Annotated in this window: 15 protein-coding genes and 1 pseudogene; 8 read left to right on the forward strand and 8 right to left on the reverse strand. The window is 72.3% G+C overall.

What is annotated here, in order from left to right:
* Positions 1-30 precede the first annotated feature (30 nt).
* Entirely contained in the window at positions 31-564 is a 534-nt protein-coding gene (locus ABIH81_RS10870; RefSeq protein ID WP_349880167.1) for a YbjN domain-containing protein, read from the forward strand.
* 142 nt (positions 565-706) lie between these two features.
* Here the strand turns inward: ABIH81_RS10870 and ABIH81_RS10875 are convergent, their stop codons facing one another.
* A complete protein-coding gene (locus ABIH81_RS10875) occupies positions 707-1,540 on the reverse strand; it encodes a hypothetical protein (protein ID WP_349881286.1) in 834 nt (277 codons plus the stop codon).
* On the opposite strand from ABIH81_RS10875, the pseudogene ABIH81_RS10880 reads away from it, so the two are divergent.
* Positions 1,452-1,811: pseudogene (locus ABIH81_RS10880) on the forward strand (hypothetical protein); the annotation flags it as partial. The gene ABIH81_RS10875 and the pseudogene ABIH81_RS10880 sit on opposite strands and share 89 nt — an antisense overlap.
* A 380-nt stretch (positions 1,812-2,191) precedes the next feature.
* On the opposite strand, the gene ABIH81_RS10885 reads toward ABIH81_RS10880, so the two are convergent.
* Positions 2,192-3,442, reverse strand: coding sequence for an MFS transporter (locus ABIH81_RS10885; protein ID WP_349880168.1), 1,251 nt, complete (start codon positions 3,440-3,442; stop codon positions 2,192-2,194).
* Positions 3,443-3,522: 80 nt separating this feature from the next.
* The gene (locus tag ABIH81_RS10890; protein ID WP_349880169.1) at positions 3,523-4,848 is read right to left on the reverse strand and encodes an MFS transporter; all 1,326 of its coding nucleotides are present in this window, start codon (positions 4,846-4,848) and stop codon (positions 3,523-3,525) included.
* A 152-nt stretch (positions 4,849-5,000) separates the two neighbouring features.
* Between ABIH81_RS10890 and ABIH81_RS10895 the strand changes: the two genes are divergently transcribed.
* A complete protein-coding gene (locus ABIH81_RS10895; protein WP_349880170.1) occupies positions 5,001-5,768 on the forward strand; it encodes a phosphoglyceromutase in 768 nt (255 codons plus the stop codon).
* A 106-nt stretch (positions 5,769-5,874) separates the two neighbouring features.
* Here ABIH81_RS10895 and phoU read toward each other — a convergent pair whose 3' ends face one another.
* Positions 5,875-6,519 carry a phosphate signaling complex protein PhoU gene (gene phoU / locus ABIH81_RS10900; protein WP_349880171.1) on the reverse strand — a complete coding sequence of 215 codons (645 nt, stop codon included), beginning with the start codon at positions 6,517-6,519 and terminating at the stop codon, positions 5,875-5,877.
* 320 nt (positions 6,520-6,839) lie between these two features.
* Between phoU and ABIH81_RS10905 the strand changes: the two genes are divergently transcribed.
* The 3 genes from ABIH81_RS10905 (at position 6,840) to ABIH81_RS10915 (ending at position 10,443) form a co-directional block, all read left to right on the forward strand.
* Entirely contained in the window at positions 6,840-8,012 is a 1,173-nt protein-coding gene (locus ABIH81_RS10905; RefSeq protein ID WP_349881067.1) for an ATP-binding protein, read from the forward strand.
* A gap of 21 nt (positions 8,013-8,033) precedes the next feature.
* The gene (locus ABIH81_RS10910) at positions 8,034-8,717 is read left to right on the forward strand and encodes a response regulator transcription factor (RefSeq protein WP_030272198.1); all 684 of its coding nucleotides are present in this window, start codon (positions 8,034-8,036) and stop codon (positions 8,715-8,717) included.
* Between the two features lie 1,150 nt (positions 8,718-9,867).
* Positions 9,868-10,443 carry a hypothetical protein gene (locus ABIH81_RS10915; protein ID WP_349878857.1) on the forward strand — a complete coding sequence of 192 codons (576 nt, stop codon included), beginning with the start codon at positions 9,868-9,870 and terminating at the stop codon, positions 10,441-10,443.
* A gap of 54 nt (positions 10,444-10,497) precedes the next feature.
* Here ABIH81_RS10915 and ABIH81_RS10920 read toward each other — a convergent pair whose 3' ends face one another.
* A complete protein-coding gene (locus tag ABIH81_RS10920; RefSeq protein ID WP_349880172.1) occupies positions 10,498-11,304 on the reverse strand; it encodes a hypothetical protein in 807 nt (268 codons plus the stop codon).
* A gap of 74 nt (positions 11,305-11,378) precedes the next feature.
* Here ABIH81_RS10920 and ABIH81_RS10925 point away from each other — a divergent pair, with 74 nt between their 5' ends.
* Together ABIH81_RS10925 and ABIH81_RS10930 are read left to right on the forward strand one after the other, a co-directional pair.
* Positions 11,379-12,323, forward strand: a complete 945-nt coding sequence (locus ABIH81_RS10925) for a Ppx/GppA phosphatase family protein (protein WP_349880173.1) — start codon at positions 11,379-11,381, stop codon at positions 12,321-12,323.
* A gap of 75 nt (positions 12,324-12,398) precedes the next feature.
* Entirely contained in the window at positions 12,399-13,205 is an 807-nt protein-coding gene (locus ABIH81_RS10930) for a sugar phosphate isomerase/epimerase (protein WP_349880174.1), read from the forward strand.
* A gap of 52 nt (positions 13,206-13,257) precedes the next feature.
* Here the strand turns inward: ABIH81_RS10930 and ABIH81_RS10935 are convergent, their stop codons facing one another.
* Genes ABIH81_RS10935 through ABIH81_RS10945 form a run of 3 tightly spaced genes read right to left on the reverse strand, consistent with a single transcriptional unit; the run spans position 13,258 to position 15,287 of the window.
* Positions 13,258-13,824, reverse strand: a complete 567-nt coding sequence (locus tag ABIH81_RS10935; RefSeq protein ID WP_135242188.1) for a CGNR zinc finger domain-containing protein — start codon at positions 13,822-13,824, stop codon at positions 13,258-13,260.
* A 19-nt stretch (positions 13,825-13,843) separates the two neighbouring features.
* Positions 13,844-15,010 (reverse strand): glutathionylspermidine synthase family protein, encoded by a 1,167-nt coding sequence (locus ABIH81_RS10940; protein ID WP_349880175.1) that lies wholly within the window; start codon positions 15,008-15,010, stop codon positions 13,844-13,846.
* Between the two features lies 1 nt (position 15,011).
* On the reverse strand, positions 15,012-15,287 hold the full coding sequence (locus tag ABIH81_RS10945; protein WP_349880176.1) for a hypothetical protein: 276 nt from the start codon (positions 15,285-15,287) through the stop codon (positions 15,012-15,014).
* Positions 15,288-15,363 lie beyond the last annotated feature (76 nt).

The following is a 15,363-nucleotide window of genomic DNA, read 5'->3' on the forward strand; positions in this document are numbered from 1 at the left end:
CCCCGGTAGGCCGGTCGTAGAGTGGGTGCGATGAGCCGCAGGAGTGAGGTCGCCGAGCTGATCGAGTCCGTCTGCGCGGAGCGTGAGCTGGAGTGGGAGGCCACCGGCGAGGCGTCGTACGCGGTGACGCTGCCCGGCACGCACAAGCTCAAGACGATCTGCAACCTGATCGTGGGTGAGCACGCGCTGCGGGTCGAGGCGTTCGTGATGCGCCAGCCCGACGAGCGCCGCGAGGAGCTGTGGGCCTGGCTGCTCCAGCGCAACGCCCGCATGTACGGCGTCTCGTTCTCCATCGACTCCGTCGGCGACGTCTACCTGACCGGGCGGGTCAACCTGGCCGGGATCGACGCCGACGAGCTGGACCGGCTGCTCGGTTCCGTGCTGACGTACGCTGACGAGTCGTTCGACAGCATGCTGGAGATCGGCTTCGGCACTGCCATCCGCCGGGAGTGGGAGTGGCGGGTCAAGCGCGGCGAGTCGACGGCGAACCTGGCCGCGTTCGCGCACCTCTTCGAGCCCTCCGCCACTGCCGGATCGCCCGCCGGAGGTTCGGAGCCCTCCTGACGGGTATGCCGCCCCGCGCGGTGCGGAGCACTGGGACCCACCGCGGGCCGAGGACGGACTGTCGAGGAGCGTGTCCCATGGCTCAGCGCAACAGCTCAGGTCGCGGCACGACTGCGACCCGGACCAAGCGGCAAACCGGCAATCAGACGCCGAACACCCCGGGGGTGTCGGAGTCGGCGATCTCCCGGATGAAGGTCGACGACATCCGCAGCCAGCTCCGGCGGCGCGGGGTCTCCGGGATCTCCGCGCTGCGGAAGCCGGAACTGGTGAAGACCCTGGCGCGGACCATGCGCGGGGAGGGCGGCGCCGCCCGGCGGAGCACCGGCCCGGCCGGCCGGCCGTCGGCCACCCGCAAGAGCGCCGCCGCGAAGAAGACCACGGCGGCGAAACGGACCACGTCGGCCCGCCGGAGCGCCACGTCGCCGGCCAAGGCCGCGCCGGCCGCACGGGCCACCGGCGCCAGGGCCAAGGCGACGGGTACGCGCAAGGCGGCGCCCGCCCGGGCGAAGGCGACCTCGTCCCGCGCGAAGGCGACGTCGGCTCGGGCCAAGGCCACTCCGGCGCGTGCGAAGGCGGCTCCGGCTCGGGCCAAGGCGACCTCGTCGCGGGCGACGACGGCCCGCGCCAAGGCTGCCCCGTCCCGCGCGAAGGCGGCACCCGGGCGCGCCACTGCCGCGTCCTCCCGCGCGAAGGCCGCGCCCGCTCGGGCGAAGGCGGCCCCGTCGAGGGCGAAGACCGCTCCGTCGCGGGCGAAGGCGGCTCCGTCGCGGGCGAAGGCGGCTCCGTCGCGGGCGAAGGCGGCTCCGTCGCGTGCCAAGGCGGCCCCGTCGCGGGCGAAGGCGGCACCGGCCCGGAAGGCGCCGGCCTCGCAGACCGCGCCGACCCGTGGCCCGGCGTCCAGCCGGTCGATCGGATCGTCGCAGCTCATCACGTCGCTCGCGGACCGGCCGGAGCGTCCGGGCCGGAGCCTGGTCACCCGTAACCACGAGGTGATCCAGCGCTGGGCGCGGGCGCGGGGTGCGAAGCCCGCCACCATCGCCGGCACCGAGCGCGAGGGCCGGCCCGGGGTGCTGACGTTCAACATCCCCGGATACCGGGAGAGCAGCCGGATCCGGGAGATCACCTGGGACGACTGGTTCCGCACGTTCGACCTGCGGCGGCTGAACCTGATCTACCAGGAGCAGATGCGGGACGGCCGGCAGAGCAACTTCTTCCGGACCGAGAACCCGAATCGCGAGGACGGCTGAGGTTTGCGGGAATGGCCGACGGGAACCCGGTGTTTGCCATTCCAGGGACGACAGCACGGACAGCCGGGTTTCCGACACGGACGCTGTGACGGGCAAGACAGCGATCTGAGTTGAATCCGGAATCCGGGCGAACTAACTTTATTGCACCGCGTCACGCTTGTTTCCGTTCGGGGGAGCGGTGGATCGATCAGATCCGCGCAGGCGAGATGCGAAGATCGGGTGGAGCACACCGTTGGGGGACGGTGCCGCCCGTGGAACCGGCGGCGCGAGCGGGCGACGCTTACGGGGGTGAGTGTCGCCCGCCGCCGCCGGGCGTACGGTCAGAGCGCCCATCTCGACGGGGGTCGGGGTGGGCGCTCTGCCGTTGTCTCCCCCAGCCTTCAGCGGGCGGACCTGACCGGTTCCGCGGCCGCCGCCCGCAGCGCGGCCACCCGCCGCTCCCGGCGCGGCCCGGCGAGCAGGTGCCCGGCGGCGGCCAGCAGGCCGAGTGCCCCCACCACCAGCCAGTGCCGCTCGCCCAGGTGTTCCAGGCTGAGCCCGCCGAGCGCCGGCGCCACGAATGAGGCAGCCGGGAACGTCAGGTAGAACACCGACTGGTAGCGGGCGCGCAGTCGGGGCGGCGCGAGGTCCGCGTTGATCTGTGCGTTGGGCGGCGCGGCGAGCATCTGCCCGACCGTCCAGACCACCGCGGCGCCGAGGTAGAGCGGCAGCCCGTCGGCCACTGTGAGCGCACCGAACCCGAGCGCCATCAGGCCGGTGGAGACGGCCAGCACGTTCGACTTCCGGTACGGCTCGATGAGCCGGGGCACGAACAACTGCCCGGCCACGATCAGCGCCCCGCCGAGCGCCACCACCAGCCCGTACGCCGACGGGCGCAGACCGTCCTCGCGCATCGCCAGCGGCATGATCGTGGAGGTCTGCATGGTCAGCACGGCCAGCAGGAACGTCAGCCCGACGAACACCAGGAAGGTGCGGTCGGTGAGCGCGGTGTGCAGCCCGGGACGGCGTCCCGCCGCCGCCCGTGGCGTGAGCGCCGGCCGCCGGGTTAGCGTCTCCGGCACCTTCAACGCGATCACCACCGCCGCCGCCAGCGTGGCTCCGGCGTCGACCAGGAACAGCGCCGTGAAGCTGGCCTCGGCGAGGATGCCGGCCAGCAGCGAGGCCACCGCCATGCCCAGGTTGAACGCCCAGAACTGCAGGTTGAACGCGCGGGAGCGGCGCGCCTCGGGCACCACGTCCACGATGGCGGCCACGAACGCCGGACTGGGCATCGAGTGCGCCACCCCGACCAGCGTGGCGAGCACGGCGATCACCGCCAGGTGCGTGCTGAACGCCAGCGCCGCCATCAGCCCGGCGGCGGCCAGGTGGGCGGCGAGCAGCGTGGCCCGCCGTCCCCAGCGGTCGGCCAGTACGCCGCCGAGCAGCGTCCCGGCCGCGCCACCGATCCCGTACGCGCCGACCACCAGCCCGGCAAGCGACGGCGGGGCGTCCCGGGCGGCGGTCAGGTAGAGCGACAGGAACAGCAGCGCGAACGCGCCGGCCCGATTGATCAGCAGGCCGGACCAGAGGTACCAGAACGTGGCTGGCAGTCCGCCGGCCGTGTCGTCCCACCAGCGCCGCAGGCCGCGCACCCGTCCTCCTGGAAGGTTTCCTTACCGGTTCCGTCCCGTACCGTATCCACCCGCCTCGGGGCGGTCGCGCCGGGGCGTACTCAGGAACCGGACCGGACCGGGGCGGCGGGTGCGGTGGCCCCGGCCTCGCCCGCCTCGGGCGCCGGGGAGGCGGTGACGGTGACCGGCGCGACGGGCGTGCCCACGGCGCGCAGCGCGACCGCGCGGCGCTCCCGGGCCGGCCCGGAGATCAGGTGGGCGACCGCCGCCACGACGCCGATGCCCGCGCAGCCGAACCAGAGCGCGCTGTTGCCGGCGTGCTCGCGGACCAGGCCGCCGAGGATCGGCGCGGCGGCGCCGGCGAGCTGCCAGGACAGCGAGAAGACGCCCTGGTAGCGGCCACGCAGCGCGGCCGGGGACAGCTCCGCGATCAGGGTGGCGTTGGACGGCGAGTTGAGCATCTCGCCGACGGTCCAGATCAGCACCGTCAGGCCGTAGAGCCAGACCGTGTCGGCGAACGCGGTGAACCCGAACCCGGCGCCCATCACCAGCGCCGCGAGCGCCAGCACGTGGGAGCGGCTGCGGCCCTTGATGAGCCGGGGTACGAACAGCTGGCCGACCACGATGAGCACGCCGTTGAGTGCGATCACCGAGCCGTACGTGGCCGGGCTGAGCCCGGAGTCGCCCATGGCGATCGGCAGCATCGAGATGTGCTGGAGGAACACCAGCGCGGCGAGCAGGTTGAGCGCGACGAAGCCGAGGAACACCCGGTCGGCGAGGATGGTGCGCAGCGCGCCGGCCGGCGCCGGCATCCCCTTGGCTCCGAGCGCGGTGACCGGGCCGCGGGTCTCGCCGACCTTGGCGAAGATGATCAGCGCGGTCACCAGCGTCGTGGTCGCGTTCACCAGGAACAACAGCAGGTAGCTGCCCTGGGCGGCGAAGCCGGCGAGCACGGCGGCGCAGGCGAATCCGAGGTTGATGGCCCAGTAGTTCAGCGAGAAGGCGCGCAGCCGGTCCTTGTCCGGCACCACGTCGACCATCATCGCGCCGAAGGCGGGGCGGGCCGCCTCGGCGAACGCGCCGAGCAGCAGCGCGCCGACGGCGACCGCCCAGAGCGGACGGGCGAGGCCCAGCGCGACCATCATGCCCGCCGCGCCGACGTGCGCGGTGAGCAGCGTGGGCCGCCGTCCCCAGCGATCGGTCAGGGTGCCGCCGATGGTGGTGCCGACCGCGCCGCCGGCACCCCAGAGGCCGATCACCAGACCGGCCTGGGAGGCGGAGAAGCCGCGTTCCTGGGTCAGGTAGATGGCCAGGAAGATCAGGACGAACGAGCCGAGCCGGTTGATCAGCGTGCCGGCCCACAGGTACCAGAACGTCCGTGGCAGGCCACCCGCCGTGTCCTCAAACCAGCCCCGTACCGTTCGCATCCCGGCGCCCCCCCGCTTGGTAATGACCGACCTCTTTGAGACGCCTTACAACCTAGTGCCGGGCCGGAGCCGTGGTCATCAGGATTTCCACGTGGTGGTCGTCACCACAGGTCGCCGCGTGTCCGCCCGCGCCGTACGGCAGGATGATCGGCATGACTGCGAGCGAGGGGCCCACCGTCGGGACGCTGGTCCTGCTGCGGCACGGCGAAAGCGACTGGAACGCCAAGAACCTCTTCACCGGCTGGGTCGACGTCGACCTGACCACCAAGGGGGAGACCGAGGCGCGGCGCGGCGGCGAACTGCTGCGCGAGCACGACCTGCTGCCGGACGTGGTGCACACGAGCCTGCTGCGCCGGGCGATCCGCACCGCCGAGCTGGCGCTGAACGCCGCCGACCGGCACTGGATCGCGGTGCGCCGGTCGTGGCGGCTCAACGAGCGCCACTACGGCGCCCTGCAGGGCAAGGACAAGAAGCAGACCCTCGACGAGTACGGCGAGGAGCAGTTCATGCTCTGGCGCCGCTCGTACGACACGCCGCCGCCGCCGATCGACGACGCGGACGAGTGGTCGCAGGTCGGCGACCCCCGGTACGCGCTGCTGCCGACCGAGCTGATGCCGCGCACCGAGTGCCTGAAGGACGTCGTCGACCGGATGCTGCCCTACTGGTACGACTCGATCGTGCCGGACATCCTGGCCGGCCGGACGGTGCTGGTGGCCGCGCACGGCAACTCGCTGCGCGCCCTGGTCAAGCACCTCGACCAGATCTCCGACGACGCGATCGCCAAGCTGAACATCCCCACCGGCATCCCCCTGCGGTACGACCTGGACCCCGACCTGCGTCCGCAGGTGCTCGGCGGGACGTACCTGGACCCGGAGGCCGCGAAGACCGCCGCCGCCGCGGTCGCCAACCAGGGCCGCTGAGCCTGGGTGTAAGGAAGGGCCCCCTTTTAACGTCTGCGGTAGAGGAAGGGCCCCTTATTAACACTCAGTGTTAATAAGGGGCCCTTCCTTGCGCGAGGGCACGGGGTCAGGCGGACGTGGAACCGGTGATCAGGTAGACCACGTGCTCGCCCGCGTTCACCGCGTGGTCGGCGAAACGCTCGTAGAAGCGGCCCAGCAGCGTCGCGTCGATCGCCGTCTCCACCCCGTACGGCCAGTCGTCGCCGAGCAGCACGCCGAACAGGCTCTTGTGCAGGTCGTCCATCGCGTCGTCGTCGCTGTCCAGCTCGGCGGCCACGTCGGCGTCCGGCTTGGCCAGCACGGCGCCGATCTTCTCGGCCATCCGGTCGGCGATGCCCGCCATGTCGGTGAAGACCGGCCGCAGCTCCGCCGGCACCGCCGGGGACGGGTGCCGGCGCAGCGCCGTCTTCGCCACGTGGTCGGCCAGGTCGCCCATCCGCTCCAGATCGGCGGCCACGTGCAACGCGGTGATCATCGCCCGCAGGTCGGAGGCGACCGGCGCCTGCCGGGCCAGCAGGTCACAGACCCGCTCCTCCACGTGCCGGTAGAGGTCGTCGATCTCGGCGTCCCGCGCGATCACCGTCTCGGCGGCCGACCGGTCGGCGGTGAGCAGCGCCTTGGTGGCCTGCCGCATGGCCGCGCGTACCGCCTCGGCCATGTCCACCAGCAACTGGCTGACAATCTGCAGGTCGGCCCGGAACTCGTCGCGCATCGTCACTTCCTGGGGTCGTCGGCCGCCACCCCACGGGGTACGGCAGGAGCAGGTGCGCGCCCCACGCTAGGCCGGACGGTCGGCACCAGGGTGAACGCGGATGAACGACGCGGGGCCCGCAGGTGAACTTTGCCGAAAGCGAGAGTGGTTCGTCCCTTTGTGCCCGATCCCTGGGTTAACAATGACCCTACGATCGCCGGGTGGAATGGGCGGTGGCCGCCGTGGTGGCCGGAGCGCTGGTGACCGGTCTGGTCGCCGGGGCGCTGCTGTCGGGGCCCGTTGACGAATGGCGGCGCCGCCGGGCGTCGCGGGGCGGCGGGATCCTCCGTCGTGACGCAGGGAGGACGACGATTCCGGACGACCAGCAGGGGGGCCTATCCGGGCTCGGCCGCAAGACGATCGACTCGCTGCGCGCAGGTGTGGTGGTGCTCGGCCCGGACGACGTGCCGGTGCTGGTGAACCCGGCCGCCCGGGCGATGGGTCTGCTCCGTGCCGGGGCGACGCCGGGGTCGATCGCGGCGCACCCGTTGATCCGTACCCTCGCCGGGCAGGTCCGCCGCACGGGCGTGCGGCGCGAGATCGAGCTGGACCTGCCGCGGGGCCGCGACGGCGGCGGGGACAACCCGCTCGGTGTGCACCTGCGGGCGATGGGACTGGGCTCCGGCTACATCTCGATCGAGGCGGTCGACGTCACCGAGTCGCACCGTCTCGCGCGGGTACGCCGGGACTTCGTCGCCAACGTCAGCCACGAGCTGAAGACGCCGATCGGCGCGCTGCAACTGCTCGCCGAGGCGCTCGTCGACGCCACCGAGCCGGCCGCCGGCGGCGCGCCCGACCTGTCCGAGGATCTGGTCGCGGCGCGGCGGTTCGCCGAGCGGATCCAGCACGAGTCCACCCGGCTCGGCCGCCTGGTGCAGGAGCTGCTGGAACTGACCCGCCTCCAGGGCGCCGAACCGCAGCCCGCCCCCGAGCCGGTCTCGGTGGACTGGGTGCTCGCCGAGGTCGTCGACCGGACCCGCACCGCCGCCGCCGCCCGCCGGGTGGAGATCGCCGTCGACGGGCAGCGGGGCCTGACCGTGTACGGCAGCGACAGCCAACTCGCCACCGCGGTGGCGAACCTGGTGGAGAACGCGATCACCTACTCCGGCGAGGACACCACGGTCGGGGTGACAGTCACCGGCACCGAGGAACACGTCGAGATCGCCGTGGCCGACCAGGGCATCGGCATCGCCCCGAACGAGGTCGACCGGATCTTCGAGCGTTTCTACCGGGCCGACCAGGCCCGCTCCCGGGCGACCGGCGGCACCGGCCTGGGCCTGGCCATCGTCAAACACATCGCCAGCAACCATGGCGGCCGGGTGGAAGTGTCGAGCACTCTTGGTGGGGGGTCGACGTTCACCCTCCGGCTGCCCGCACGCCCCCCGGACGACCTGGAGACGACACTCGCCTCCGCTGGGATCGAGGCCGGCCCGGCCGAGCTCCGGCAGGTCTGACCACAGGAAAGGAAACACCCGTTGAGCCGCGTACTGGTGGTCGAGGACGAGGAGTCGTTCTCCGACGCCCTGTCCTACATGCTCCGCAAGGAGGGGTTCGAGGTCTCCGTCGCCGCGACGGGCCCCGCCGCCCTCACCGAGTTCGACCGGACCGGCGCCGACATCGTGCTGCTCGACCTGATGCTGCCGGAGATGTCCGGCACCGAGGTCTGCCGGCAGCTCCGCCAGCGCTCGCACGTGCCGATCATCATGGTCACCGCGCGGGACAGCGAGATCGACAAGGTGGTCGGCCTGGAGATCGGCGCCGACGACTACGTGACCAAGCCGTACTCGCCGCGCGAACTGGTCGCCCGGATCCGGGCGGTGCTGCGCCGGCAGAGCGCCGAGTCGAACGAGACGGGCGCGCCGACGCTCGCGGCCGGCCCGGTCCGCATGGACATCGAACGGCACGTGGTGACCGTCGGCGGCGCCGGGGTGCAGCTCCCGCTCAAGGAGTTCGAGCTGCTGGAGCTGCTGCTGCGCAACGCCGGTCGGGTGCTCACCCGGGGTCAGTTGATCGACCGGGTCTGGGGCGCCGACTACGTGGGCGACACCAAGACGCTCGACGTGCACGTGAAGCGGCTGCGCTCCAAGATCGAGCCGGAGCCGTCCGCACCGCGCTACATCGTCACGGTCCGGGGCTTGGGCTACAAGTTCGAGCCCTGATCCCCCTCCGCGCCGCCTCGGCCCGCCCTCCGCTGCCCCGCCTCGCCGATCATGGAGTTGTGGCGTCACTGCATGCCCGTTTTGGGCACTTTGCGAGGTGCCACAACTCCAAGCTCGCCGAGTCGGGCGTCGGATCTTGGCCTCGCCCTGGCCGGCCCAGCCCTCCGGCCACCCGACCTGCCCCGTGCCCTGGACCTGTCCGCTCCGGCTGCGCCCCTCCAGGCTCCGCCCAACCCGGTTGATCAAGGAGTTTGCGGACTCCTCGCGCCTCCCGCTGGCCGCAAACTCCTTGATCACCGCGGCGGGTGGTGCGCAGATCCGCCGCCCTTCGGGCAGGAGCAACCCCAGATCCCTCCCTCCCTCCCTCCCTCCCTCCCTCCCTCCCTCGCCGATCTTGCACTTCGGTGCCCCATAAACCGCGCGAATGGGACACCCGGAGGGCTCAAGCTGCAAGATCGCGTGGGTGATCCACGGCGCTGCGCCCCCCGCCCCGGGCCAGTCCTGCCCGGGGTGGGTCGGGTCGTGTCGATCATGAGGTTGACGGCGCCTGGTGTCCGTTTTGTCGCCGCTAACCTCATGATCGACCGTGCGGGAGTGGGCGGACTGCCCGCGCAGTGCAGTGGTACGGGCGGTGCTACGGGCGCAGCGGTGCTGGTGGGAGGGTGCGGGGCGCATCGCGTTGCGGAGAGTCGATTGGTGGCGGCCCGTGTGGGTGAGGCTGTCCGGTTCCGAGGGACGCCCCCGAGGTCGGGACATCGGTAGTGCCGGGCTGTGTGGGTGGGTGTCCGGTTCGGGGGTGGTGGGCGGCACTCTGGCGGCGGAATGGCTGGTGGGTGGGTGGCGTTGTAACCGGGTGAACGACCGAGCACCAGCCGAGCCCCCGGAACCGGGGTCGCGCTGCCTGTGGGAATCATCGCGGGCCGCCGGTCGTTGAACATGGTTCCGGCGACGTGAACCCCGCGCTGCTCCCGGCGGCGTGCACCGCCTCGGGAATGGTGGCGGGTGGCGGGTCGTTGGACATGCTTCCGGCGCCGCGACGACGCACCCCCCGGGTGCCCCGCGAGCAGCCGGACCCCCCAAGACTTTGAGCGCCTGACGGTGCCCGCGCATCCGCCCCCGGGTGCGTCGACCCCCGAATGGAGCATTTCTGATGAACACGATTCTGCGTAAGAGCATCCTGGGTATCGCTGGTCTGGCTTTCACCGGTGGTGTGTTCGCCGGTCCGGTCGCCGCCCACGCCGCGGAGACCACCCACGCGGCTAAGCCGGTGAGTGTGAGCGTGCAGGGTGACAAGCTGATCCCGCACGGCGTGCAGGGCGCGCAGTCGCGTATCGATCTGAACGACGAGCAGATCGCGAATGTGAAGGCGATCATCGCCGCGACGAAGAAGGCCGGCATGGACGAGCGTGCCGCGGTCGTGGCGATCGCCACCGCGTTGCAGGAGTCGAAGCTGGAGAACCTGGGCCACCTCGGTGACCGTAACGACCACGACTCGCAGGGCCTGTTCCAGCAGCGCCCGTCCAGCGGGTGGGGCACGGTGGAGCAGATCACCGACCCCGAGTACTCCACCATGGCGTTCCTGAAGGGTCTGAAGCAGGTTGACGGCTGGCAGGACATGCCGCTGACCAAGGCCGCCCAGACCGTCCAGGTGTCCGCCTACCCGGACCACTACGCCCAGTGGGAACAGCAGGCCGCCGACCTGGTAGCCGAGCACTGGAACAAGTAAGACCAACACGCAAGACAAGAGCTGAAGGCCGGCACCCGATACGGGTGCCGGCCTTCACTCGCTTGCCGGGTGCGGGGCGACCTGACCCTGGCGCTGCCGGGCGGCGCAGAGTTCGGCCAGCTTCGCGTACGCGGGCGCGCCGATCAGCGCGGTCAGCTCCGGGCCGTACGAGACGTACATCGGCTCGGCGCCGACGTGCGCGTCGGTGGAGGACGTGCACCACCAGTCGAGGTCGTGCCCACCGGCGCCCCAGCCGCGCCTGTCGAACTCGGCGAGCGTGGAGATCAGCACCTTCGTGTTGTCCGGCCGCTTGTGCCAATCCTGGTCGCGGCGTACCGGCAACTGCCAGCAGACGTCCGGCTTGTACTCCAGCGGGTGCACCCCGTCGCGCAGCGCCTGGGCGTGCAGCGCGCAGCCGCCCCCGCCCGGGAAGTCGGCGTCGTTGAGGAACACGCACGGGGCGTCGACGTCGCGGGTGGCCGTACGCCGGGCCGGGGTCTTGCCGTCGACCGTGTCGTTCTCGGTCCAGTTCTTGAACCCGCGCCGGAAGTGCTGCCACGTCTCCGGCGTCAGCCGCTTGACCGCGGCCCGGACCCGCTTCTCGTCGTCGGAGTCGGTGAAGAACGCGCCGTGCGAGCAGCACCCGTCGGCGGCGCGGCCGGCGATGATGCCGTGGCAGCCCTGGCCGAAGATGCACGTCCAGCGGGACAGCAGCCAGGTCAGGTCGGCGCGGACGACGTGCTGCGCGTCGGCCGGGTCGACGAACTCGATCCACTCCCGTGGGAAGTCCAGCCCGACCTCGCGGCTGCGGGGGTCCTCGGGGTCGTCCACCAGCACGTGAAGCTCGATCTGCCCTGTCACTCGGACCAGCGTACGCGCGGTGACCCCGCCCGTCCGCCGAGCCGACGAAACGTGTTGGCCCTAGGGTCTTCTCCATGCGACTGGGTGTCCTCGACGTCGGTTCCAACACGGTGCACCTGCTGGTGGTCGACGCCCACCACGGTGCGCATCCCTGGCCGGCGCACTCGGAGAAGGTGGTGCTGCGGCTGGCCGAGCAGATCGGGCCGGACGGCGCGCTCACCGACGGCGGCGCGGACGGCCTGGTCAAGGCGGTCGGCATGGCCCGGGCGGCGGCTGACGGGCTGGGCGCCGAGGATCTGCTGGCGTTCGCCACGAGCGCGGTCCGCGACGCCACGAACGCCGCCGACGTGCTGGCTCGCGTCCGCGACGAGACGGGCGTACGCCTGGAGGTGCTCTCCGGCGCGGACGAGGCGCGGATGACGTTCCTGGCGGTGCGGCGGTGGTTCGGCTGGTCCGCCGGCCGGCTGCTGGCGATGGACATCGGTGGCGGCTCGCTGGAGCTGGCCGCGGGGATCGACGAGCATCCGGACGTGGCGATCTCGCTGCCGCTCGGCGCGGGGCGGCTCAGCCGGGAGCGGCTCGCCGTCGATCCGGCCGGCACGGCGCCGCCGTCGGCCGAGGCCGTGGAGGAACTGCGGGCGTACGTGGACGCGCAGCTCGACCCGGTGGCGGAGCAGTTGGCAGCGGTGGGCTGGGAGCGTCCGGTCGCCACCTCGAAGACGTTCCGCACGCTGGCCCGGCTGGCCGGCGCCGCGCCCTCCGGCGCGGGTCTGTGGGCGCGGCGCAGCCTGACCCGTACCGGGTTGCGGCAGGTGCTCGGGTTCATCAGGCACATCCCGCCGGCCCAGTTGCCCGAGCTGGAGGGGGTGAGCGCGCAGCGGGCGCACCAGCTCCTCGCGGGCGCGGTGGTGGCCGAGGCGGTGATGCGCCGCCTCGACGTGGACTGCGTGGACATCTGCCCGTGGGCGCTGCGGGAGGGCGTCATCCTGCGCCGGCTGGATCAGCTCGCGCCGATGTGACCGTACGAGCGCTCTGGGTTACTTTGCGGTTGCTCGTCCCGATGCCTGCTGGCGGTTGGGGCTACCCTCGGAGGCGTGACTTACCGCGTTCCGGTGCTCCTGTCCACGTCCTCGGTCTTTCCCGAACGGACCGCGGCGGCGTTCCAGCTCGCCGCAGAGCTCGGCTACGACGGCATCGAGGTGATGGTCTGGACCGATCCGGTCAGCCAGGACGCGGGCGCGCTGCGCGGCCTCGCCGAGCACTACGGCGTCCCGGTGCTGTCGGTGCACGCCCCCTGCCTGCTGGTCACCCAGCGGGTGTGGAGCCCCGACCCGTGGGAGCGGCTGCGCAAGGCCGCCGAGCTGGCCGAGACGCTGGAGGCGCCGACCGTCGTGGTGCACCCGCCGTTCACCTGGCAGCGCGACTACGCGCGCACCTTCGCCGACGGGCTCGACACCATCGCCGGGCAGTTCGGCGGCGTGCGCTTCGGCGTGGAGAACATGTATCCGGTGCGGATGGCCGGACGACAGTTCGTCCCGTACGCGCCGGGCTGGGATCCGACCGAGATCGGGTACGCCTCGTACACGCTGGACCTGTCGCACTGCGCGGCCTCGCACACCGACGCGACGGCGATGGCCGACCGGATGGGTTCCGGGCTGGCGCACGTGCACCTGGGCGACGGCACCGGCGAGGGGCGCGACGAGCACCTGGTGCCCGGTCGCGGTGGTCAGCCCTGCGCGGAGATGCTCCGCTCGCTGGCCGGTCGGGGGTTCACCGGCTCGGTCGCGGTGGAGGTGACCACCCGGGGCGCGAAGAGTCGCGCGGTCCGCGAGGCGGACCTGCGGGAGTCGCTGGAGTTCGCCCGGGCCAACCTGACCGCGCCGTCGCCGGTCGACGTCTGACCGGGACGAGCCGCTCCGGCCGCCCGCGCACGGGCGGCCGGAGCGCCGGAGGTCAGCTCACCGGGGACAGCGGCTGCGCCGGGACGGCCTGCTCGCCGACCGCGGCCCGCTTGCGGGCCCGATGCGCTGCCACGTGGGAGCGGGTGGCGCAGCGCTCGGAGCAGAACCGCCGGCAGCAGTTGGACGAGGTGTCCAGGTAGACGTTGCCGCAGCGGTCGTCGGCGCAGACCCCGAAGCGGGCGCTGCCGTACTCGCAGAGCCACACCGACAGGCCCCAGACCGCGCCGGCCAGGTATTCCGAGGAGACCGACGCGCCCCGGCTGGTCACGTGCATGTGCCAGTCGGAGGAGTCGTGCCCGGAGATGCGCGGCTGCACCGGGAACGCCTCCAGCAGCGCGTTCAGTTCGGCGACCGCGTCGGCGTCCCGGCCCGAGGTGCCGTACTCGAAGACGTCCCGGAGGCGCTTCTGCGCCCGCCGGAAGATCGCCAGGTCTCGTTCCGCGACCTCGTCGCGCATCCAGCCCTGCTCGTCCGAGAAGACGGCCCGCAGGCCGTCCAGGTCGTCCAGCCGGGCGTTGACGAGCTCGACCCCGGTCCGGGCGTACGCGTCGAAGTTCACGACACCAACGGTAGACGACTCAGAGCACACGCGGTGCGTCGATGTAGTGGGGCAGGAACCGCGCGTAACCGTCAGTGATGAGGCTCTCGCTCTCGCGTACGCCGACGCCGGCCGACTCGCCGTCCACGATCCAGCTCCCGAGCACCGTCCGGTTGCCCTCGAACTCGGGCAACGCCCGGAACTCCTGGAAGCAGAAGCCCTCGTCGCCGTAGATCCCCGGGTTGGTGATCTCCGTGTCGCCGGTCACGATGCGTACCGAGCCGCCCTCCCGGCCGAGCAGCGGCTTGGCCACGTACCCGGTCATGCCGCGCGGCGAGTCCAGGTACGCGGGCAGCAGGTAGTCGTGCCCCGGGTACAGCTCCCAGAGCACCGCCAGCAGCGCCTTGTTCGACAGCAGCAGCTTCCAGGCCGGTTCGATCCAGGTGGTGGGCGTGCCCGGGTCCAGCGCCGGCCGCCCGTACGGCTCGGCCAGCATCCACTCCCAGGGGTAGAGCTTGAAGCAGGTGGTGATCGGCCGGTCGTTGGCGTCGACGAAGCGCCGCCCGTCCCAGCCGACCCGCTGGATCGGCATGAGCGTCACGTCCAGCCCGGCCTGGCGGGCCGTCTCGGCCAGATAACCGGCGGTGATCTCGTCCTCGCCCGACTCCTCCTCGGAGGACCAGAGCACGTGCGCCCGCGGCTCGTGCAGCCCGGCGCCGATCTTGGCCCAGGCGCCGACCAGCCGTTCGTGCAGGCTGTTCCACTGGTCCGCGTCCGGGTGGGTGTGCTCCAGCCAGTACCACTGCACGATGCTCGCCTCGACCAGCGCGGTCGGGGTGTCGGCGTTGTACTCCAGCATCTTCGGCGGACCGCTGCCGTCGTACCAGAGGTCGAACCGGCCGTAGAGCGTCGGCGGGGACTCCCGCAGCGAGCGGGCGACCGCCTCGGCGGCCCACTCGGGGATGCCGAACTCGGCGTACCGGCGGCGGGCCACCACGTGCTCGGCGGCGGCCACCGACATCCGGTGCAGCTCCTCCGTCGCCTCCTCCAGCCGGAGCACCTCGTCGAGCGTGAACGAGTACGCCGCCGTCTCGTCCCAGTACGACATGATCTCGCCGTCGGGCAGCTCGGTGTCGACGTACACCAGGCCCTGGGCCCGGATGGTCTCGTCCCAGCCGGGGCGCGGCGTGCTCGCCTCGCGGCGCACGTCAGCCGCCGCAGGAGGCGAGGTGGGTGCCGAAGCCGCCGCGCTCGGGCAGCGCGGCGGCCGGGGCGGGCTCGCCGCGCGCGGTGGTGGCCGGCGCCGGGACGCGCAGGGCGACCGCGACGGTGTCGCCGCCCCCGCCGGCCGGCCCGAGCGCGCAGTCGTCATCGTCGTCGTCGTAACCGTTGTTGCAGCCGGAGAGCGCGAGGGCCAGCGCGGTCAGCGCGCCGAGCTGCACGGAGGCCGAGCGGAGCCGGCGCCGGGGGTGTCGTCGATCCACGTGAACGTTGTAGCCGATCCCCGCCAGCCGGGGGTGCCCGGCCCGGGCCGGGGGTGGGAGGAAGCGGGCCTCGGAC

It is taken from the genome of Micromonospora sp. HUAS YX12 (assembly GCF_040215685.1).
GTDB lineage: Bacteria > Actinomycetota > Actinomycetes > Mycobacteriales > Micromonosporaceae > Micromonospora > Micromonospora tulbaghiae.

What these genes read in the sequence shown, in the direction of transcription:
- ABIH81_RS10870 (WP_349880167.1), top strand. Translation starts at nt 31, where the DNA reads ATGAGCCGCAGGAGTGAGGTCGCCGAGCTGATCGAGTCCGTCTGCGCG.
- ABIH81_RS10890 (WP_349880169.1), bottom strand. Translation starts at nt 4,848, where the DNA reads ATGCGAACGGTACGGGGCTGGTTTGAGGACACGGCGGGTGGCCTGCCA.
- ABIH81_RS10895 (WP_349880170.1), top strand. Translation starts at nt 5,001, where the DNA reads ATGACTGCGAGCGAGGGGCCCACCGTCGGGACGCTGGTCCTGCTGCGG.
- phoU (WP_349880171.1), bottom strand. Translation starts at nt 6,519, where the DNA reads ATGCGCGACGAGTTCCGGGCCGACCTGCAGATTGTCAGCCAGTTGCTG.
- ABIH81_RS10915 (WP_349878857.1), top strand. Translation starts at nt 9,868, where the DNA reads ATGAACACGATTCTGCGTAAGAGCATCCTGGGTATCGCTGGTCTGGCT.
- ABIH81_RS10925 (WP_349880173.1), top strand. Translation starts at nt 11,379, where the DNA reads ATGCGACTGGGTGTCCTCGACGTCGGTTCCAACACGGTGCACCTGCTG.